The sequence below is a fragment of the Bradyrhizobium sp. Pha-3 genome, assembly GCF_042258325.1.
Classification (GTDB): domain Bacteria; phylum Pseudomonadota; class Alphaproteobacteria; order Rhizobiales; family Xanthobacteraceae; genus Bradyrhizobium; species Bradyrhizobium elkanii.
In genome coordinates this window covers 6,527,596-6,546,577 of record NZ_CP170151.1, presented here as the reverse complement: position 1 = coordinate 6,546,577, position 18,982 = coordinate 6,527,596, and the positions used below count along the sequence as shown (strand labels likewise).

General features: G+C 61.9%; 20 protein-coding genes. 9 read left to right on the top strand and 11 right to left on the bottom strand.

Annotation, left to right across the window (positions count from 1 at the left end; translation table 11 throughout):
- Positions 1–89: 89 nt before the first annotated feature.
- Positions 90–1,808, top strand: coding sequence for a metallophosphoesterase family protein (locus ACE10X_RS31330; protein ID WP_375763347.1), 1,719 nt, complete (start codon positions 90–92; stop codon positions 1,806–1,808).
- Here ACE10X_RS31330 and ACE10X_RS31325 read toward each other — a convergent pair.
- Both ACE10X_RS31325 and ACE10X_RS31320 read right to left on the bottom strand, forming a co-directional pair.
- Positions 1,805–2,839 carry an AI-2E family transporter gene (locus tag ACE10X_RS31325; protein WP_375763346.1) on the bottom strand — a complete coding sequence of 345 codons (1,035 nt, stop codon included), beginning with the start codon at positions 2,837–2,839 and terminating at the stop codon, positions 1,805–1,807. The two genes, ACE10X_RS31330 and ACE10X_RS31325, sit on opposite strands and share 4 nt — an antisense overlap.
- Before the next feature lie 85 nt (positions 2,840–2,924).
- Entirely contained in the window at positions 2,925–3,389 is a 465-nt protein-coding gene (locus ACE10X_RS31320; protein WP_038383466.1) for a GNAT family N-acetyltransferase, read from the bottom strand.
- Between the two features lie 277 nt (positions 3,390–3,666).
- On the opposite strand from ACE10X_RS31320, the gene ACE10X_RS31315 reads away from it, so the two are divergent.
- Positions 3,667–3,990: an invasion associated locus B family protein gene (locus ACE10X_RS31315; protein WP_080583265.1), complete on the top strand. Its 324-nt coding sequence runs from the start codon at positions 3,667–3,669 to the stop codon at positions 3,988–3,990.
- A gap of 23 nt (positions 3,991–4,013) precedes the next feature.
- Here the strand turns inward: ACE10X_RS31315 and ACE10X_RS31310 are convergent, their stop codons facing one another.
- The gene (locus ACE10X_RS31310; RefSeq protein WP_244435732.1) at positions 4,014–4,571 is read right to left on the bottom strand and encodes a hypothetical protein; all 558 of its coding nucleotides are present in this window, start codon (positions 4,569–4,571) and stop codon (positions 4,014–4,016) included.
- Positions 4,572–4,649: 78 nt separating this feature from the next.
- Positions 4,650–4,940 (bottom strand): hypothetical protein, encoded by a 291-nt coding sequence (locus ACE10X_RS31305; protein ID WP_375763345.1) that lies wholly within the window; start codon positions 4,938–4,940, stop codon positions 4,650–4,652.
- A gap of 114 nt (positions 4,941–5,054) precedes the next feature.
- Between ACE10X_RS31305 and ACE10X_RS31300 the strand changes: the two genes are divergently transcribed.
- Positions 5,055–5,987, top strand: coding sequence for a LysR family transcriptional regulator (locus ACE10X_RS31300; RefSeq protein ID WP_038383467.1), 933 nt, complete (start codon positions 5,055–5,057; stop codon positions 5,985–5,987).
- 576 nt (positions 5,988–6,563) lie between these two features.
- Positions 6,564–7,901: an adenylate/guanylate cyclase domain-containing protein gene (locus ACE10X_RS31295; RefSeq protein WP_038383491.1), complete on the top strand. Its 1,338-nt coding sequence runs from the start codon at positions 6,564–6,566 to the stop codon at positions 7,899–7,901.
- A 47-nt stretch (positions 7,902–7,948) separates the two neighbouring features.
- On the opposite strand, the gene ACE10X_RS31290 is transcribed toward ACE10X_RS31295, so the two are convergent.
- Positions 7,949–8,323: an AlpA family transcriptional regulator gene (locus ACE10X_RS31290; RefSeq protein ID WP_038383468.1), complete on the bottom strand. Its 375-nt coding sequence runs from the start codon at positions 8,321–8,323 to the stop codon at positions 7,949–7,951.
- Positions 8,324–8,810: 487 nt separating this feature from the next.
- Between ACE10X_RS31290 and ACE10X_RS31285 the strand changes: the two genes are divergently transcribed.
- Positions 8,811–9,761 (top strand): hypothetical protein, encoded by a 951-nt coding sequence (locus ACE10X_RS31285; RefSeq protein ID WP_375763344.1) that lies wholly within the window; start codon positions 8,811–8,813, stop codon positions 9,759–9,761.
- Between the two features lie 185 nt (positions 9,762–9,946).
- Positions 9,947–10,549, top strand: coding sequence for a hypothetical protein (locus ACE10X_RS31280; protein ID WP_157787890.1), 603 nt, complete (start codon positions 9,947–9,949; stop codon positions 10,547–10,549).
- Between the two features lie 64 nt (positions 10,550–10,613).
- On the opposite strand, the gene ACE10X_RS31275 is transcribed toward ACE10X_RS31280, so the two are convergent.
- The 3 genes from ACE10X_RS31275 to ACE10X_RS31265 form a co-directional block, all read right to left on the bottom strand.
- On the bottom strand, positions 10,614–11,018 hold the full coding sequence (locus tag ACE10X_RS31275; RefSeq protein WP_038383471.1) for a hypothetical protein: 405 nt from the start codon (positions 11,016–11,018) through the stop codon (positions 10,614–10,616).
- Positions 11,019–11,387: 369 nt separating this feature from the next.
- Positions 11,388–12,767 carry a tyrosine-type recombinase/integrase gene (locus ACE10X_RS31270; protein ID WP_375763343.1) on the bottom strand — a complete coding sequence of 460 codons (1,380 nt, stop codon included), beginning with the start codon at positions 12,765–12,767 and terminating at the stop codon, positions 11,388–11,390.
- A gap of 553 nt (positions 12,768–13,320) precedes the next feature.
- Positions 13,321–14,115: a class II aldolase/adducin family protein gene (locus tag ACE10X_RS31265; RefSeq protein ID WP_038383472.1), complete on the bottom strand. Its 795-nt coding sequence runs from the start codon at positions 14,113–14,115 to the stop codon at positions 13,321–13,323.
- Between the two features lie 187 nt (positions 14,116–14,302).
- Between ACE10X_RS31265 and ACE10X_RS31260 the strand changes: the two genes are divergently transcribed.
- From ACE10X_RS31260 to ACE10X_RS31250, 3 genes are read left to right on the top strand one after another with little or no spacing between them, the layout of a single operon-like run.
- Positions 14,303–15,361, top strand: a complete 1,059-nt coding sequence (locus ACE10X_RS31260) for a M81 family metallopeptidase (RefSeq protein ID WP_375763342.1) — start codon at positions 14,303–14,305, stop codon at positions 15,359–15,361.
- Positions 15,358–15,798 (top strand): MlrC C-terminal domain-containing protein, encoded by a 441-nt coding sequence (locus tag ACE10X_RS31255; RefSeq protein WP_375763341.1) that lies wholly within the window; start codon positions 15,358–15,360, stop codon positions 15,796–15,798. Before ACE10X_RS31260 ends, ACE10X_RS31255 begins: the two co-directional genes overlap by 4 nt.
- The gene (locus ACE10X_RS31250; RefSeq protein WP_375763340.1) at positions 15,795–16,805 is read left to right on the top strand and encodes a glutathione S-transferase N-terminal domain-containing protein; all 1,011 of its coding nucleotides are present in this window, start codon (positions 15,795–15,797) and stop codon (positions 16,803–16,805) included. Before ACE10X_RS31255 ends, ACE10X_RS31250 begins: the two co-directional genes overlap by 4 nt.
- 39 nt (positions 16,806–16,844) lie before the next feature.
- Here ACE10X_RS31250 and ACE10X_RS31245 read toward each other — a convergent pair whose 3' ends face one another.
- From ACE10X_RS31245 to ACE10X_RS31235, 3 genes are all read right to left on the bottom strand, one after another.
- Positions 16,845–17,189, bottom strand: a complete 345-nt coding sequence (locus ACE10X_RS31245) for a DsbA family protein (protein ID WP_375763339.1) — start codon at positions 17,187–17,189, stop codon at positions 16,845–16,847.
- Positions 17,190–17,359: 170 nt separating this feature from the next.
- Positions 17,360–18,489 (bottom strand): IS3-like element ISRj2 family transposase gene (locus ACE10X_RS31240; protein ID WP_109866565.1). Its coding sequence is split into 2 segments (ribosomal slippage): positions 17,360–18,237 and positions 18,237–18,489, totalling 1,131 coding nucleotides; the frame shifts between segments, so codons are not numbered across the junction.
- A 37-nt stretch (positions 18,490–18,526) separates the two neighbouring features.
- The gene (locus ACE10X_RS31235; protein ID WP_375763338.1) at positions 18,527–18,844 is read right to left on the bottom strand and encodes a DsbA family protein; all 318 of its coding nucleotides are present in this window, start codon (positions 18,842–18,844) and stop codon (positions 18,527–18,529) included.
- Between the last annotated feature and the right edge of the window lie 138 nt (positions 18,845–18,982).

Genomic DNA, 18,982 nt, shown 5'->3' with positions numbered 1-18,982 from the left:
TCAACGACGCAACCCACCAGGGTCGGGAGCGCGTATGTTGGTCTGAAGCGGTTTGTGACAGAATGTGTCATGCAACGGAGGACGTCGGCGTGCTGCTCGATCCCCGCGACGGCGACTTTGAGGACAATGCCGCCAGCCCGGAACAGCGTTCGTTGTTCGCGATCGTGGGTAGTCTTCTGGTTGAGATAAGCCCGGCGAAACTGTTGTTCGCCTGGACGATTTCGCTTCTGCTCCCGGGCGTGCTGCTCGGCCTTGCGCCACTGGTCGCGTCCGCCTGGATTTCGAGTCTTTCGCAGCACGCTCTTGCCCTGTCCGAAGTGGGCGCCGTGCTGGCGCTGGTTGTGATCGCAGCGTTGGGATGGCTCGGTGGGCGACCGCTGTTACAAGTCGCGGAAACAAGCTTTTGGTCACTGAACGCGCTCGCGGTCCAACCGAGTTATGCCTTCACCCGCGAGGCGCTGGGCCATCTGGCGGAGCTGCTCTGGCGCGCCGGCGCAACTTCTGCCTCTCGCACGAGGCTGCGCCGCAGGTGCTCGGTCGGCGCTGGCATACTGCTCTCTGTGGGGGCGGCATCGATCGCGGCCCTGGCCTGGCCTGCTTCGCAATGGACTGCGACCATCAATGACCTGGTTCTGATCCATCGTGTTGTGCTGCCAACCTTCGCGAACGCCGTGGTGCTGGTGTCCTTCTATCTTGCGGTCGCATCACTGGCCTGGAGCGTGGCCGACGCCAGTATGGAACAACCGGCCGACCTTGCCGGATTCGCCGCGGCGCCGTCCGGAGGCCGCTGCTGGCGCGTTGCGCATCTGTCCGATCTCCACGTGGTCGGCGAGCGATACGGCTTCCGCATCGAAAGCGGGACCGCCGGTCCGCGGGGAAACGAACGCTTCAATCGCCTGTTGGCTCGCCTTGCCGAAATTCATACCGTTGATCCGCTCGACCATGTACTGATCAGCGGCGACATGACGGACGCCGGCCGGCCCGTCGAATGGGCGGAATTTCTCGATGCATTGGCAGGTCATCCCGAGCTCGCAGCCCGCATCATCATGCTTCCGGGCAATCATGATGTTAACGTCGTGGATCGTGCCAATCCTGCGCGCCTCGACCTGCCGTTCAGCCCAGGCAAGCGGCTACGGCAGATGCGCACCCTGTCGGCGATCGCGGCCGTTCAGGGCGATCGCGTCCGCGTCATCGACGGCTACGGCAAACCGTCGGCCACGCTGAACCAGGCGCTGGCCCCTTATCATGATCGGATAACGCAATTTGCGCAGCACGGGGGCGTGCGCCGCGCGGCGGCGCTCCGCGGCCTGTTCGATGATCAATTCCCAATGATCCTGCCGCCGGACCAGGACGGTGGCCTCGGGATCGCCATTCTCAACTCCAACGCCGAAACCCACTTCTCCTTCACCAACGCGCTCGGTTTGGTTTCGGAAGCGCAAACGCGGCGGTTGGAGGCTGCGATCCGTCATTTCCCGACGGCATGCTGGACTATCGCGCTCCATCATCACTTGATGGAATATCCCATGCCGGTGAAGACATTTGCCGAGCGCATCGGGACGGCCTTGATCAACGGCAGTTGGTTTGTACGCAGGCTGCAAAGGTTTTCCGATCGCTCGGTGGTGATGCACGGTCACCGGCATATCGATTGGATCGGTACGTGCGGTGCGTCGAAGGTCGTCTCGGCCCCGTCGCCGGTGATGGGGGCCGATGATGCGGTAAGTTATTTCTATATCCACAGAATGATGGTCGGCCCGGACCAGAAGCTCTGCCTCGCCGAGCCCGAGCGGGTTGAGATTGCCAGAAGCTAGGAGGTTTCCGGCTTATCCTCGTGCGATCCGCCGAACAGATCAGCGATCCAGGCGGCCGACGGACTCTCGGCACAGAACGTCAGAATAGCGAGCGTGATCGGCACGCCGATGAAGGTCCCGAACAGGCCCCAAAGCGAGCTCCAGAAGAAGATCGCAAACAGCACCAGGAACGGCGAGATCGACAATGTCGAGCCGGCCACCCGCGGTTCGATATAGCTGCCTACCACGAACTGGATGACGTTGAGACAGGCGAACACACCAAACACCGCGGGCCAGCTCTCGAACTGCGTCGTGGCCAGCAGCGTGGGGAACAGGGTTGCGATGAAAGGGCCGACGAAAGGAATGTAGTTGAGGACGAAGGCGATCACGCCCCATTCGAATGCAAATGGCAGTCCGGTCACGGCGGCGAACAGGCCGACCAAGAGACCCGTGACCGCGCTCATCTGCGTCCGCACCAGCATATATTTGCGAAATTTGGCGGCGGTCGCTTTGCTGCCCTTGAGCAGGACGCGCGCAGCGGTGCGATTCTCCAACCGCTGGATTCGTCGACCAGCGTCTTCGACCTCGAGAAGTCCCAGCACGACATAGACCAGCGCGACGAGCCAGAAACTCAACGTGGTGTTGACGCGGCCGGTGAGGTATTGCGTGGTGCGCAGCAGCCAGCCGACATTAAAATGCTCCGCCCAAAGGCCGGCGAAGGAGACGCCATGGCCGTCGAGCCAGATCACCGCGGCATCGTAGAAGGCTTGATACCGCGCCGCATCCGTAATCAATGAGCGACCGACGCGGCCGAACCCCCACGCCGCCAGCGAGGCAAATGCGACGCAGGTAGCGGTCGTAACGACGACGGTAACCGCGAGCGCGAGGAGTTTCGGAAGCCACGACTGGAGCCGTTGCTGAACGGGCCAGACGATCGCGATGATGAACAGGGCGGCCGCAAGCGGGGCGAGCACGCTGCGCGCCTGAGCCACCGCCGCAATGACCAGCACCGCGGCGATGATGCCGGTCGTGATCTTCAACCCGCCCGCCATCCTTGAATTGTCCGACCTCCGTGAACGCAGAGATTGTCAGCCTGTCTCGTAGCGCAACAAGACCGGAAAGGGACTTGCGGCGCAGCTACAGCAATCCTCGATAGATTCCCGGCGCAGAGCCTTCGATCGCTACCGCGCCGACGGCCTTCGAATAGAATTCTGCCGGCCCGACGCCGCCGATGATGGCATAGCCAAAGCCCTGGTGTTTCATGTCCTCGAGGCAGGCGAACAGCAGCGCCTTGCCGATTCCGCCCTGCTGCGCCTTCGGCGCGACACCGGTCGGGCCAAAGAAGTTGCGACAGGCCGCGTCGTGGCAGGCAAATCCCACGATCTTCTTTTGCTGGATCGCAATGAAGCAGGAAACCGGTTGGCGGCTGAACGCGACCTCGGCTTCGCTGGCCCACGCCTCGCTGAATGTCTCCCGCACCCAGGCCACGACCTTGTGCTTTTCAGGCGCGAGCGCGCGGCGCATCACAATTCCGGCCTTGAGCAATCGATCATAGGCGGGCCGGGAATCGGGCAGTGCGTAGAGCTTGACGAGCATGTCCATCCGGCGAGCTTAGTTGAAAACGCGTCCCGCGGGCAAATCACGCGAGCAAGGTGACGGCGCCGGACTACCATTTGCGTTGTCGCTTGTTCGCGGTCGTCCTGAGTTCACGTGCAATTGCCCAGAAATACCCGCCGCAGAATGCAACAATCGCGACAATCACATCGGCTGCGATCAGCTCTTGCATATCAGCGGTTCTCCAAGTAGACGTACCTCGCATACGTGGGAATTATGCCCATAAGTGTGCTGACGAAAAGGCAGGTCGGTTTCGGGACGTAAGCTGTGCGCCCTCGGACAGACACAACTCGCCAAAGAAACCAATCAGCAAATCTTCGCCATCGAACTGATTCCCCGGGACGGAAAGGCCGAAGGCAACATATTGATGCCGTTCGGGCTGAAGTTCGACGCCGGCGCCGTTCTCAGGCTGGACGAAGGATCTGGAGCAGACGCGCTTTTCCACCCGCACGGCGCAAGGTGCTTGCCGCCGGTGTCCTTTCCCACGGTCGTGACCGGCACCATCAGCAGGGTCAAAACGCTCACCGTTGCTGCGCAGAACATCAGCAACGGGCAGGCGGTCGTCTTTACCGTCTCTCTCAACCGCTAAGCCGCGGCGCTGGAGCGCACCATTCAGTTCGGAAGCTGACACGCGCAGGTCTCGTGCTGCGAGGCCGCGGGGCCGAACTTCAGTCGCGCGGCGGGTGCAGGGTGGGCGCTATGCGGCGACCCGATCGCCCGGCTGACGGCAGCACTCCGGGCCTCCATCGCCTTGACCGAGTTTTCGAACGCCTTCTCCAAGACGCCTCTGCCGACGGTGCGGAGCACGAGACCGAGGATCCATCCCTTCAGGTTCTTGCCGTCGCGCACCACGACCACGTCGATGTCGGTGCTGCCATCGAGTCGGCGCGTGAAGTGGTAGATGTGGCCCGACGCGCCGCCCCACACATTGGAATCGGTCGTTGTCAGGACGACATGGTCGGGATCGGACCAGTCGTAGTGCAGGCGTTCCCAGATGCCGCCCGAGCTTTCCGTCACGTCGGCATGCAAGGGGCCGCGATCATGCACCTTGAGATCGGCGTCGGCACTGTTGGCGAAGAGCTTCGAGCGGGCTGGCCCGAAGTCGGTGAGGCCGGCTACGTACTGCTCGGGCGTCAGGCTCGTCGTGCGATGAAGGCGGATCGTGGACATCTGTGGCTCCTGCACTGGTATTCGAAAGGCACCGGCGGCGTCGGAACTAGTTGGAGAGTGCACCCGACCTGCGCAGGGTCAGGCTGTCGCCGTTGCGGCTGATCTCGCGCCCGTCTGGTTCGGCGTCGAGAGCAGGGCACGTTGACCGGGTGACAGCACCGACACGAAGCGGACCGGCGTTCCGGCCTCGCCCTGTGCGAGTGTGGTCACGACGCGATATCCACCAGGCTCGACCGTGTAGTAGACGACGACGGACAGATCGCCGAGATGGATGCTTCGGCCTTCGATCGGCCTGAGCGGGCTTGCGTGCGCTGCTCCCAGTGAGGCCAGGGTGAAGGCGGCGGCGAGAATTGTGCTGCGGATCGACATGAGATCCTCCATTGGCTTGAGGGTGTTCACCTGGGCGGCGGGCGATGGCCCGTCGGCCCCTTGCCGCAAGACATGGTCAGGCTATGATCATCGATCAAACAGATAGGATCGATAATGGCCATCGATACCGTCAATTTAGGTCGTATCGACTTGAATCTGCTGGTTCATCTCGATGCCCTGCTGACCGAACGGAGCGTGACAAGGGCAGCCGCCTGCGTCGGCATTGGCCAATCGGCGATGAGTCACAACCTTGCCCGCCTGCGCGAGCTGTTCGATGACGAGCTTCTGACGCGAGGGGCTGACGGCATGCGCCTCACCCCGCGTGCAGCAACCCTGCGCGAGCCGGTGCGCACCGCGCTCGCACAGGTCGAGGCGGTGGTCCTGCGCGATCAGACCTTCGACCCGGCCACGGCAGTGCGGACGTTCAGGCTCGGACTATCGGACAGTATGGAAATCCTGATCATGCCCGCTTTCCTGGCGCGCATGCGCGAGATCGCACCCGGCGTTCACTTTCGGCTTTACAACGTCGATGCGTCTCGGCTGCTCGATGACCTCGACGCCGACGAGTTGGACCTCGCCGTCGCTCATGGGCCGCTCCCGCCGGGACAATTGCATCACAAGCGGCGCACGCTGCTGACCGAACGCTTCGTGTGCATGTTCAATGCCGAGAAGACCGGTATCACGCCGCCGATCTCGCTTGAGGATTACGTGCGGCTTCCGCATGTGCTGACCAGCCTGCGGCCGGCGCGCAGTGTGCGCGGAATTGTGGACGAAGCGCTCGACAAGCTGAGACTGCAGCGTACCGTTGCGTTGACCACGCCGCGCTTCCTTACCGTCCCGCATCTGGTGGCGCTCGCGCCCGTTATCGTCACCATGGGAGCGCGGCTGGCCACGCGGTTCTCCGCCGAGCTCGGGCTCAGCCTCAGCCCGCCGCCGGTGGAGCTGAGCGAGATGCCGGTGACGTTGCTGTGGCACGCCTCCTACGATCACGATCCAGCCCATGCCTGGTTGCGAAACCAGGTGGCTCAGCTGGCAGTCGAAATGTGAGGGGCGCGTCTTGGGCGACGGCGCGCTGCTGGCGGCCGCGCCTGGTGCGAATCGTTCGCGCTGTTCGGCGAAGAGGTGATCCCGCAATTGCGGCGGGCGCGGATCAATCGGCCTGCGACAAATCACCCCGACGGGCAAAATCGCGCTTCCGTCGTCGGGCAAATCAGTGATCCAATTCCGCCCGTCTCACCCGATTGAGGGGCGCTTCGCGGTTGTCACGAGTGTTGCGGTGAGATGCGGTGGACGCCGATTGCGCGACTGACGAGTGCGCATGAGGCGGACGGTGAAGTCGTGTGGTCCTGACGCCAAGCTCTTTTTTCGTTACCTAACGAACGAATAAAATTAATAAATATCAATTACTTGGGTGATTTTTAGACCAGCAGTAACGGCCCGCCCGAATGATGTGGGCGCCAATAGGCCCCGACCGCTCACCCTCGATGGCGTTGAACTTTGGCGCACTCAGATTTCTGACGCCGGACCATAGGTTCGCGTCGGGCAGCTAGGATGGATGACGCTCCGTTGATGTCCGGTCTCAACTGTACGATAGTTGGTACCAGCGAATAGATGGGGGCCGCGATGACGGAAGTGGCGTTACCCGAGACGCAGTACGCCCAGAGCGGTGACTTCAACATCGCTTATCAAGTCATGGGCGACGGGCCCATCGATATTATCCTAGTTCCGGGCATTATATCCCACATCGATTTTCAGCACGAACTTCCGGGCTATACGCGCTTCCTTCGTCGCTTGGCGAAGTTCTCAAGGGTCGTCACTTTCGACAAGAGAGGTCAAGGACTGTCAGACCGGTTAGCTGACGTACCGTCCCTTGAGGAACGCATCGACGATGTCCGCGCGATCATGGACGCAATCAACTCCAAGCGTGCTGCGTTGGTTGGCTTCTCAGAAGGCGCGTCAATGAGCGTTCTATTCGCTTCCACCTACCCGGAGCGCGTGTCCCACTTGGTGTTATTCGGAGGTCTGGCGCGGATATCTGACCTGCTTCCGCCCAATCTTACGCCATCCGAGGTTCAGGAACGGCTAGCCCATGTCGTCAAGAGTTGGGGAAACGGGGACTTCCTCAAAAGAGTGTTCGCGAGTGATGCTGGCAATCCGGAAGCCCTCAATCGCATCGCAAAATTTGAAAAGTTGGGCAGCAGTCCCGGCGCGCTAAAATCCTACATACTTTCGAACCGACGGATAGACATCAACCCAATACTCCCAGTGGTCCGCACTCCAACTCTTGTGCTGCACCGAGCGACCGACGCACAGGTGCCTGTAACGTTAGGCCGGAAGCTCGCGGCCGGTATCCCGGGAGCGAAATACATTGAATATCGGTCGGGCGATCACGCGTTCTGGACCGGCGATATTGAGATAGTTACCGGAGACATCGAAGAATTCATCACCGGACAGCGCGCGAGCGAGGGAATTGATCAGGAGCGCATACTCGCTACTGTTCTCTTTACCGATATTGTCGGATCGACCAATCTCGCTTTGCAACTCGGCGATCACCGTTGGCGTGACCTCCTGGATAATCACGACGATCTTTCCGGCCGGATTGTTAGCAAGCATCGCGGGACTCTGGTGAAAAGCACAGGTGATGGCGTTTTGGCGACCTTTGATGGCCCGGGACGGGCTGTACGGTGCGCTTTAGCGCTCAGTGAGGAGAGCAAGAGCATCGGCTTGCCAGTACGCGCGGGTCTTCATTGTGGCGAGGTCGAAATCAGAGGCAACGATATCGGCGGCATTGCCGTCCATGCTGCCGCGCGCGTGATGGCGCAGTCGGGAAGCAATGAGGTTTTTGTCTCGCGGGTTGTGACCGATCTCGTAGCTGGCACCGATCTGAAATTTGCCGAGCGGGGGTCATACGAGTTGAAAGGGCTGCCGGGGAAATGGGACCTTTTCGCTGCGAGCCGATAATACCATGCTCGCTTGCGCTATGTGTCGAAGGCCGAGGTCTCCTAACTTCAACCCTTGTCCATTTTGCCGTTAACAACGGCAGGCGAAGCACCTCGGCGCCGACCTTTGCCCCGCCCACGGTCCGCGTTGAATTCATCGACCGCACTCTGCCAAGCGACGATCTCGTCCTCGAACCAGACGCGCCTGTTCGGTGAAATGTAGGTGGATCGCGGAAACCGGCCCGCCTTCTCCATCCGCCACAACGTCGAGCGCCCGACAGGGACAATCGTAAGGACCTGCGCCTCGCTCATCATGCGTCGCGGACGGGACGAGTTGTTCGGTACGTCGTTTTTCGTCTCAGCATCATGTTGGTCGGTTATCGCCTCAGGCGTCTTCTGAGCGTACTTCGCGCAGACCCTTTTCGCCAACTCTGTACCGCTCATGACGCCACCAACTCCCCGGAGATGACGCACCGGGGCCATTGCAAAATATCTATTGTTTGCTGGTGCCGCTCGCTCAGCCAAGGACTGCGAGCAGTGACGCCGCGAGAGGGCAAACGTCCGTTACCCTTCGATCCATCAACCTCACTCTGCTTCGGCGCCGCGTCAATGTTCCTGTTTGAAAAAGCGGGCAAAGAGGAACTACGCGGCGAAGCATTCGGAGAAAATTGATTTACGCAATTGGTCGGCAGAGCGCGCTGTTTACGGATGACAAGGGCGAAAAGCCTTCTAGCATAACGCGGCTGCTTCGCGCTGAGGATTTGCGAGCAGCCACATGACAACATGATCGGTCTCTGCTTGCGGCCCATCCGTCGTTGAGACCGCCACCGATCAATGCCCGCGCCAATCCATGACTACACGCGCAACCGAACCAACCAAGCAAAAGAAAACCCGCGCCACGGTCCGCCACCGGGCGCGGGGATTTTCGCGTTTGCTGACCACGATCTGCTGGAAAGGACCGACCGATGGACAACACGAGAAAAGTTATCTCGCGCCTGATCACGCGCAAGGCCGTCGTGCCGAGATTGCACACCGCTACGCTTGGCAGGCCCAGCAACGGCGCAATCGGGAGAACGATAAGCCCGACCGATCCCGACTGATCACCCTGATCCGCCTTCGCGAATTGGAGCGGCTGTTCAAGAGCCGCTATGGCCGCCTTCTGCCGGACGACGACGCCGGCATGGATGACCTCACCATCGTTGCCCACCACATCGTCTTTCTGGGCGGTGAATTCGTGGAGCATATCGTCGCTTGGGCACGTGCTTGGGCACCTTGGTTGCCGGAGCGTGATGCCAAGCGGCTTGCCGAGCGGATCGCAGCGGAACCGCGCAAATGGTCGGCCGACGCCCTGGCGTGGCGACTGCGCCTGACGATGGCCGAGCGGACGGCGCTCAAGATCACGACTTTCGGCGCCTTCGACACCAGCAAGGCGGAACGCGAGGCGATCCAGAAGGAGCGGAAGTGCGAGCGCCAGCGCGCTCGTCGGGCCAAGAGCCGCACTGGAAGGCCGCGCGGCCGGCCTCGGAAAAATGCGTGCCATGCAGGGAGAGATACTATTGCTGGGCACGGATTTTCGCCGAAGAAAGGTGGCTCGGCGCGGGAGGCGTTGGAGATCGCCCGCGATGCCGCCGCTCCAAAAGAAGAAAATCAAATCGACACTGTCCGCGCGGACGGATGGCAGTTGTTTTCGGCTGAGGAAGGCCCGATGGCGGAGTTTCCTTCGCTAACTTCCCGCGCCGCGTCACCGCACCAACCCGGCATATCGAACCCGCCGCCGCGCGAGGTGATCGAGCAGGCGGTCGAGATGGCGCGCGATCACCACGCCAGCAGCTTCCGGAACGTCATTGGCCCGTGCGAGTCCGAGCGCCTGCTAAGGCGCTAGTGGCCGGGTTATGTGCGCGGCCAGATCGCGAGCGGGAAGCGCTACTACGGCGGCTTTGACCCGACGCGCGACCTTCGCAATTGGGAGTTGGCCTTCCGCATTGCGCTCGATTGCGAATATGAGGCGCGGCACCGGCACCTGTCGAGGGACTGCGCGAGGCAAGCCATCTGATCAGATACGTGATCTTGGATTGGCCGCAGCCTGCGCTACTAAATTTGATCATGCGGCGACTATTGAAGAATGATGCCCTTGTGAAGGAATTCCAGATTGACGTTGCGGCGGTCTTGCGAGATGCAGCGGCGCAAGACGCGCTATTCTATCGATTTTTCCCGAAGCAAGTTGAACAGGGTCCACAGAAGGCGCCAACCTTCAAGTGGCTGGTAGCGCGTTGCGCAGATGGCACCGGCAAGACCGCACCCAGAGAGGTCATTCATCTGCTGAACTGCATCCGGGATGAAGAGATCAGGAGGCTCGAAAACGGGGGCGCCGCCACTCCGGATGATCAATTGTTTGATCGTTCGGTCTTCAAGATCGCTCTGCCGACCGTTTCTGGCGCCCGTCTAAACCAATATCTCTACGCCGAGTATCCTGGAGAACGCCCCTTCATATCGAAACTGGAAGGGCAGAAGGCAGAGCAGAAGCCGGAGAGCCTTTCCGGTTTGTGGTTGCTTCCACGCGACAAGGCATCGCCGAAGCTAAGAAACTTGTGGAACTCGGCTTTTTCGAAGAACGCGGCACACGAGAAGAGCCCACTTTCTGGGTGCCATTTCTGTATCGAGATGCGTTGAACTTGGTGCAGGGTAAGGCCGATGCGGAAGACTAGCTGCGACCAAGGCCGCGCACGGCCAGCCATCAGCGGGAGCGCTTCGGCGGCTTCGGGAGCCTGTCAGGATTGAACGGTGGTATGGGGTCGGTCGGTTCTGGCGCAGGCGGCTGCTCCTCGCTGAAAATGAGCCGCCCCTCAAGGGGCACCCCCGGTATCTGATCCGCCGTCCCAACGTAAGTGCCTATGTTCCCGGGACACGCTCCCTCAAGCCGAAGCGTAAGGTCGTCGGCGCCAAACACCGTTGCATGTCCTTCGGTGTGCCGCTTGAGTGTTACGATCGCGGTGAACCGATCTCCGTCGACTTCGCAGGAGCCGCTGTAGGACATGATGCTATCCCGCCCCCAGATTTTCCCGTCTGCGACATGGGCAATGCCGGTGCCTTCGCCCAGCGGGGTCTTGAACCACGCCGCATACGTGCCGTCTTTCAGCATGGGAGGAACCTCCCCCTCAGTTTTCGCGACAACCCAATGTTCCGCAGAGCGAGCGTAAGATTTAGTTAATCAGGCGGGGACAGATCGATCGGTGCGCGCCCGAATTTGAAAGGAACCGATTGATAGTCCGGAACGAGAAACCTTGTTTCACGTTCTTAGGCGGGGCCAGCCAGAGGTAGTCCGATGGATGAAGGAACATTGTTCCTCATGGGCGTAGCGGGTTTGGGCCTCTGGACCGCGATCGTCGCGGTCCATGACATGATGGCGGCGTGGAAGCGAAGGCGGCTCCGGCTTCGCCGTCAGGACGGCTAACGTGCCGAGGTGATACTTTCGAGAGCCCGACCGCGATGGGATTGGGCACCATGAACGTCAGGCGACGAGACGCAGCCCGACGTCCGATTGCTCTACCGTAGGCTCGCGGATGATCCGCCGAAGCTCGACCGCGATGCCATCGAGCACCGCACGCTTTTCCTTCATCCGCGTCGAATGGTTGTAGACCTTGCCGGGGACGCTGGGCACGATTTGCTCCTGCTTTCTGCTCGCGGCGTGATCTAAGCATTTCGCAATCGCCGCGTCGTCACAGCCAAGATCACCGGCCAAGGTCGCCGCCGTCCGGCGCAGATCGTGCGGCGTGAATGGATTGAGACCGAGCAACGCGCAGATGCCGGGCGTCGTGACCTTGCCCTTGACCTTGGTGCCGCGCAGTGCGGTCGCCATCGCTGTGCGGTTCATCGGCTTATCGCTGAACGGGCTGGCAAAAACGTATTGCTTGTTCGATCCCCTGAGCGCTTCCTTGATGATCTCCACCGCCAGGTCGGACAGCGGCTGCTGGATCACCCGGCGCTTCTTCACCCGCTTGAGCGGCACGTCAAAGCGCGGGAATTCTCCGTCGAGATCGAACAGTTCGTCGCGGTGCGCGGCTAACAGTTCGCCAGATCGCAGCATGGTGACCAACTCGAACTTGAGCGCGAGGCGGGTTCGACCATCCCACGGCATGTCGTCGCGGTCGAGGCCATGCCAGAAAATCCTGATCTCGTCCTCGGACAGAACTCGCGTGCGCGGATGCTCCGGGTCGAGCTTCGGCAGGTTGACGCAGGGGCTGGCGGTCACATAGTCGCGGCCGGCCTCAGCCGCCCAGTTGAACAGCCCTGAGGCCGCGCGGCGCATATGGCGGGCATTGGCGACCGAGGGAACGCCGAGCTTGCCGGCGACGATGTCATTCGAGAGCGTCGCGATGTCGTGCTTAGTGACCTCGCTGGCGATCTTCTTGCCGAGCGGGGGGCTGATAAATCGCCGCAGATGGCTGGCGACGTTCTCCCACGTCTCGATCCGGGGGCGCATCTCGCCGTCTGGCTTGCGGACCGGGGTTTTCATCCACTCAATCCGCTCCTCGATGATCTCGTGGACGGTCTTGCCGCGCTTCGCCTGCTGCGCCTTCCGGTCGCGGAAGGTCTCGGCCATCGCGTCGCCGCCCATGCCCTTGAGCCCGTAGACCTTGCTGCGGGCATCCTCGACGGTGAAGGTCTCGGGGTTATGGACGCCCAGCCAGCCGGTGCGCTGCTTGCCGGTCTCCCGGTCGGTGAACTTGAACGAGAAGGTCGCCACCCCAGCGGCGGTGATGCTGACATAGAGGCCCGGGCATTTGCGGTCGTAGAATTTGACCCGCTTCTCGCACAGGCGATCGGTCAGGATGACGCTGCTGTTGCGCGCGCGCTTGCCAGCGGGCTCGGTGATCGTGGTAGTATCCATTGCGGTTTCAGGCTCCTAAAGGGTTTGACCAACAGAGCCGGCCTTTGGGGCGGGCCCTAGATTTGGCGAAACCCGCCGAAGCACCCCGAAACAGGCTAGGCAAAAGAGACTTGTTTTAAAGGCTTTTCTTAGTTTCGGCGCGTTTCACCGAATGCCAAATTATAGACGTGTGGTCCTGACGCCCTAGCGGCAGGTGTCTTTTCGCATTGTGCGATGCGCGTTGCGAAGACGGTGACAAAAAAGCCCAGTCTCGCCGGGGAGAGCACGGAGTAAGCCGTAAAACCATCGCGCAGGGAAAGCCGGGTTGTTTCCCGTTACACCTGTGGTCCTACCCCCGAGCTCACTACCCATTGCTCGGGGCCCATGGGTGCGATCGGCACCCGGCGTTCCCTGCGCCCTCTTCGAAGTGAGAGGCGGAACGAAGAGCAAAGCTCGGGCAAATCATGTCGCGAGAATGCGAGCGTATGACTCACAAGCCGCGCACCACACTCGCTGTCGTCCCGGCCTTCGCCGGGACGACACCGTTGTCGGGGACGGCGCCTCGCGCTCAACCTCAATCCCGATACGACGGATCCGCCCGGTCGAGCTTGCGCAGCAGAGCGGGCCAGGCGAGTTCGCCGTTGCGGGCGGCGCGGCCGGGCTTCGGCAGCATCCGCTCATAGGTGTCTTCGAGGATATTTTGCGGCGGATAGATCAGCTTGGTGTTGCAGGACAGCGCCATCACCTGGGTCTGGCAGGCGCGCTCGAGGCGGAACAGCACGTTGAAGGCGGCGGGCACGGTGCGGCCGACGACCAAGAGGCCATGGTTGCGCAGGATCATCGCCTCGTTGTCGCCGAGGTCGCGGACCAGGCGTTCGCGCTCGTCGACATTGTCGGCGATGCCCTCGAAGTCGTGATAGGCGATGTGCAGGAAGCGCATCGAGGTCTGCGCCAGCGGCAGCAGGCCGCATTCCATCGCCGAGACCGCCATGCCGGCCGGGGTGTGGGTGTGCGCGACGCAATCCATGTCGTGCTTGGCCATGTGGATAGCGCTGTGAATGACGAAGCCGGCGACGTTGACGTCGTAGTCGGTGGCGTTGAGCAGCGTGTTGCCCTCGACGTCGACCTTGATCAGGCTGGAGGCGTCGATCTCCTCATACAGCATGCCGTAGGCGTTGATTAGGAACTGGTCGGTGGTGCCGGGCACGCGGCAGGAGATGTGGTTCGCGATCATCTCGGTCATGCCGTAGATCGCCGTCAGCCGGTAACAGGCGGCAAGATCAACGCGGGCCTGCCACTCCTCGGCGCTCACCTGCTCGCGGACGGATTTGACGACCTTGATCGCGGGCGAGCTGACGGGGGGATTCATGGCGTTCTCTCCTCGAGATATCTGCGGGGCCGCGGCCCGGTTGTTGCCGCGGACCATAGCAGAATCCGTGCGGCGGCAAGCTGCGCTGCGCCTGCGTATTTGCAGGGCTGGCGGGCAAAAACCGAATGCGGATTGGCGCGCCGCGCCTTCAATGCCACAATGCGGAAAACAGCCGAGGCGCACCAAAATGAGCGATCGCAAGATACGTATCGCCGTCCTGCATTTCTCCCACGAAACCGTCTCGTTCCTGCCGAACGAGACCACGCTCGACGACTTCTTCTATCCGGGCTCGCCGGCCAAGGGCGAGGCGCTGCTGCAGTTCGATCCCAAGAACTATATGGGCGGCTTTGTGCAGGTGGCACGCGAGTTCTCCGAGGTCGAGCTGGTCGGCATCGAATCCCCGCTCTGGCCGAAGACCTACACCGGGTCTGGCTGGATCACCCAGGAAGCCTATCGCACCTTTACCGGCAAGATGATCGACGGGCTGAAGGAGGAGGGCCCGTTCGACGGCGTCTATCTGTGCCTGCATGGCGCGATGGCCGTGCGCGACGTGCCGCGGCCGGAGGCCGATCTGGCGCGGCAGGTCCGCGAAGTGGTCGGCCGCTCCGCCTTCATCGCCGCAACCTTCGATCTGCACGGCAATGAGGACGAGACGTTCCTCGAGCAGGCGGACATGGCGTTCGCGGTGAAATATTTCCCGCATTACGACGCGCATCTGCAGGGTGAACGCGCCGCGCGCATGCTGGTGCCGGCGATCCGCGGTGAGTACAAGCCGGCGCACAAGACGATCAAGGTTCCCGTGATCTCGCCCACGGTGCTGCAATGGACCGGGGCGCGGCCTTGGATGGATCTCGGGCAGCGCGCGCTGGTCTGGGAGGCCCGTGAGGTCGACGTCTACGTCAACATCTTCTTCGGCTTCCCGTTCGCCGACGTTCCCGATGTCGGCATGACCGTTCAGGTTCTGACCAACGACGATCCAAAGCTCGCCGAGCAAATCGCGCGCGATCTCGCCGGCACGATCTGGCGGTTGCGCGAAGCCTTGCTGCAGTCGACCAGATTGCACAGCATCGCCGAGGGCGTCGCGCTGGCCAAGCAGGCCGTCGCCGCTGGCAACACACCGGTGGTGCTGGCCGATCACAGCGACCGGTCGGGTTCGGCGACCTGGCTGCTGCGTGAGATCATCGCGCAGACCTCGCCAACACTGTCATCGCAACCATTGCCGACGCCAGGGCGACGGCAAGCGTGAAGGCCGCCGGCGCCAAGGCGGGCGATGCCTTCGACATGGAGATCGGCGGCCTTGCCGACGAGTCGGCGGGCGATCCGGTTCGGATCCAGGGCACCATCTCAGCTGCGGGCGAGGGCTATGGGCAGTTCTGGGTCTGCGTGCGCTTCGGCCGCAACAATGTACTGATCCTGTCCACCTATCTGGTGCAGATCATGGAGCCGTTCTCGCTCAAGGCGCTGGTGCCCGACATCGGCACGTTTGACGTGATGGCGATCAAGTCGCGGGTGCACTTCCGGCGCGGCTTTGACGACAACGGTTTTGCCAGGACGATCCTGCTGGTCGAGCCCGACGAGCCGTTCCTCGGTACCACGCGTCTCGACAAGCTGCCCTACAAGAACGTCGATCTCGCGCAGTTCTATCCGTACGGCAATCCGGAATTTTCGGAGGCATCGTCATGACGGAAAACCGCTATCGCCTGATCGGCTCGACCGCCTCGCCCTATGCGATCAAGCTGCGCGCGCTGATGCGCTACCGGCGGATTCCGCACGATTGGGTGATCATGACCAAGGCCTTGCGCGAGGCAACCGCGCATCTGAAGCCGATGCTGATCCCGGTGCTGCAATATCCCGACGGCAGCTATCGCGGCGAGACCACGACGCTGGCCTATGATCTGGAGGCGCGCCATCAGGGACGGTCGGTGATCCCGGAAGACAGGGCCATCGCTTTCATCTGCGATCTGATCGAGGACCTCGCCGACGAATGGGCGGTAAAGCCGTTGTTTCTCTATCGCTGGTGGGATCCGGAAGATCAGGCCTATGTCTCGCGCTGGGCCGGCGAGGAGTGGTCGACGTCGGAGGCCGAGGCCGGCAGCCGCGAGGAGATCGAGGAGTTCCGGCAGCGGCAGATTTCGCGCATGGTCATTCTCGGCGCGACCGATGAGAACAGGCCGCTGCTGGAAGAGAGTTACCGGCGGACGCTTGCGGCGTTCGAGCCGCATGTCGGCATGAAGAAATATCTGTTTGGCAGCCGGCCGTCGCTGGCGGATTTTGCCTGGTTCGGCCAGCTCAGCGAGATGGCGACCGACCCGACCCCGATGCGGATCATGCGCGAACGCGCACCGTTCACCGATCACTGGGTGCGGCGGCTCGACGATGCGTCGGGTGTCAAGGGCAGCTGGTATCCGCGCGATCAGGCGCTCGGCGGATTCGCCGAGGCGCTGCTGCGGATCGCCGGCGAGCTCTATCTTCCGTTCCTGGCCGCCAACGCGGATGCATTCGCGAAGGGCCTCAAGCGGCTTGAGATCAACGTCTGGGGACTGCCCTACGCGCTGGCGCCGTTCAAATATCAGGTCAAATGCCTGCAGCAGCTGCGCGAAAAGTTTGCCGCGCTCGAGGCCGGCGAACGCGCGGCGTTGAAACCTGTGCTGGAACGCACCGGGTGCTGGGCCATCCTGGCTGGAGGCTGATCGATCAGCGACGATAGGCAGATTCGAAACGGTCGGCGCCTACGTCCGGTGCCGGCTCCCAAGCGCGATCGCGATCGTCTCCGGCTGCTTGATCCGCTCGATCAGCATGTCGATGCGGTCGCCGCCCCAGAACAGTTCGCCGTTGAACATCATGCTGGGCACGCCGAACACGCCGAGCGCTTCGGCCTCGTCGATAATGCGATCATGTTCGACGCGGGCAGGGCCGCGAACATAGTCCTCGAAGGCCTCAGTGGAACCACCGACCGCCGTGATCACGCCGGCTATCTCGGACAGCTCGTCGATCTCCAGCTCGTGGTTCCAGAATTTCCGGAACACCGTGTCATGATAGGGCCGGAACAGTCCGTGGCGCTGCGCGAACAGCATGCCGGCGCTGGCGTAGAAGGCGTCAGAGCTGGCCCCGGTTGTTTGGACAGCGCCCCGCTGGATTTAAGTGGATTCCTGCCGGGTTATGCTGAACGCGGGGCTTTACGATTTTGTCGTTGCGTCGGGAGGGCGTAGCCCGACCAGAGCGACGACAAAATCGTCGGCGACGGTCATGCGGCCATCACCATAGCTTGCGTGCCGAAGTAAGCCTCGTCGGGCGTGCGCCCGTCAAGGCTCGAGTGAGGGCGTCCCTGATTGTAGAAGGCCAGATACTTGGCAATTGACGCTCGCGCCTCGGACACGCTGTCGTAGGCGCGGAGATAAACTTCTTCGTATTTGACCGTGCGCCAGAGCCGCTCGACAAACACGTTGTCGCGCCAGGCGCCCTTGCCATCCATGCTGATGGCGATCTTCGCGTCCAGCAGCACATCGGTGAACTCGAGGCTGGTGAACTGGCTGCCCTGGTCCGTGTTGAAAATCGCGGGCCTGCCGTGCTTCGCCAACGCCTCCTGGACCGCTTCGACGCAGAAGGCCGCCTCCATTGTGATCGAGACGCGATGGGCCAGGACCCGTCGGCTGAACACATCGACGACCGCCGCGAGATAGACGAAGCCACGCCGCATCGGAATGTAGGTGATGTCCATTGCCCACGCATGGTCGGGCCGCTCGATCTTCAATCCGCGCAACAGGTACGGGTAGATCTTGTGACCCGGAGCCGGCTTGCTCGTGTTCGGGCGACGATAGACCGCCTCGATCCCCATGCGCTTCATCAGCGTCGCGATGTGGCGGCGACCGGCGTATACCCCCTCCCGCCGCAGCAACGATCGCAGCATACGCGCTCCCGCGAAGGGATAATCGAGATGCAGCTCATCGAGCCGACGCATCAAGGCAAGGTCCTCGGCCGAAACTGGCCGAGGTTCATAGTAGACCGTGCTGCGAGCCAGCTTCAGGACCTTCGCCTGGCGCACGATAGAAAGATCATGACCGCGGTCGATCATCGCTTTGCGCTCAGCAGGCCCGCCTTGGTGAGCGCGCCGGACAAAAAATCGTTTTCCAACGCCAGCTCGCCGATCTTGGCATGCAACGCCTTCAAATCGACCGGCGTCTCGGCCGATGTCTTGTCATGCCCAAACACGCCGGCGGCGCCTTCCAGGAGCTGGTTTTTCCAGATCGTGATCTGGTTCGGATGAACATCAAACAGTTGCGCCAGCTCCGCCAGTGTCTTGTCTCCTTTGACCGCAGCCAAAGCAACCTTCGCCTTGAATGCCGGAGAATGCGTCCGGCGGCTCTTCTTCGTCATCTTCGCTCCTGATTCGCAGCAAGAATCCTCGCCGCTGTCAGGCAGAAAATCCACTCAAGCTACTGTCCGAATTTGCGGGGCCAGCTCTGTCATAGATCCGGCGTGGGCCCTTCATGGTCAGTCCCTGCGCGTTGGCGAACCGGCGCGCATCCATGTAGGCGTAGCGCACCTTGCGCCAGAAGTGCGGCCTGCGCTCCTCGACCGTGCCCATGAATTCGGGAATGCGCAGCGTGTAGGGCAGCCATTCCAGCTCGACGCCGTACGTCTCTTCGAGCTCGAACAGCCGCTTGTTGGCGACATAGGCATAGGGAGACTTGTAGTCGGTGTAAATTCGGACCCGCGGCTTTTCCATCATCGTTCCTCACCTCGTCGGGATGATTGTTCCCGATCCCGCGCGGTGGCGCAATGCGGTGTGACGAAGGGAAATCGCGGGCAAACGAACGGGCCCCGGTGCAGTCAAGCATCGCGGGGCCCTGCTACTTCGTTTTAGCGA

Bases quoted from the DNA above. Each gene is read 5' to 3' on its own strand.
- ACE10X_RS31305 (WP_375763345.1), bottom strand. From the start codon at position 4,940: ATGTCGATCCGCAGCACAATTCTCGCCGCCGCCTTCACCCTGGCCTCA.
- ACE10X_RS31300 (WP_038383467.1), top strand. From the start codon at position 5,055: ATGGCCATCGATACCGTCAATTTAGGTCGTATCGACTTGAATCTGCTG.
- ACE10X_RS31270 (WP_375763343.1), bottom strand. From the start codon at position 12,767: ATGGATACTACCACGATCACCGAGCCCGCTGGCAAGCGCGCGCGCAAC.
- ACE10X_RS31290 (WP_038383468.1), bottom strand. From the start codon at position 8,323: ATGAGCGGTACAGAGTTGGCGAAAAGGGTCTGCGCGAAGTACGCTCAG.
- ACE10X_RS31265 (WP_038383472.1), bottom strand. From the start codon at position 14,115: ATGAATCCCCCCGTCAGCTCGCCCGCGATCAAGGTCGTCAAATCCGTC.
- ACE10X_RS31275 (WP_038383471.1), bottom strand. From the start codon at position 11,018: ATGCTGAAAGACGGCACGTATGCGGCGTGGTTCAAGACCCCGCTGGGC.
- ACE10X_RS31325 (WP_375763346.1), bottom strand. From the start codon at position 2,839: ATGGCGGGCGGGTTGAAGATCACGACCGGCATCATCGCCGCGGTGCTG.
- ACE10X_RS31295 (WP_038383491.1), top strand. From the start codon at position 6,564: ATGACGGAAGTGGCGTTACCCGAGACGCAGTACGCCCAGAGCGGTGAC.
- ACE10X_RS31320 (WP_038383466.1), bottom strand. From the start codon at position 3,389: ATGGACATGCTCGTCAAGCTCTACGCACTGCCCGATTCCCGGCCCGCC.
- ACE10X_RS31260 (WP_375763342.1), top strand. From the start codon at position 14,303: ATGAGCGATCGCAAGATACGTATCGCCGTCCTGCATTTCTCCCACGAA.
- ACE10X_RS31250 (WP_375763340.1), top strand. From the start codon at position 15,795: ATGACGGAAAACCGCTATCGCCTGATCGGCTCGACCGCCTCGCCCTAT.
- ACE10X_RS31245 (WP_375763339.1), bottom strand. From the start codon at position 17,189: ATGCTGTTCGCGCAGCGCCACGGACTGTTCCGGCCCTATCATGACACG.
- ACE10X_RS31235 (WP_375763338.1), bottom strand. From the start codon at position 18,844: ATGATGGAAAAGCCGCGGGTCCGAATTTACACCGACTACAAGTCTCCC.
- ACE10X_RS31310 (WP_244435732.1), bottom strand. From the start codon at position 4,571: ATGTCCACGATCCGCCTTCATCGCACGACGAGCCTGACGCCCGAGCAG.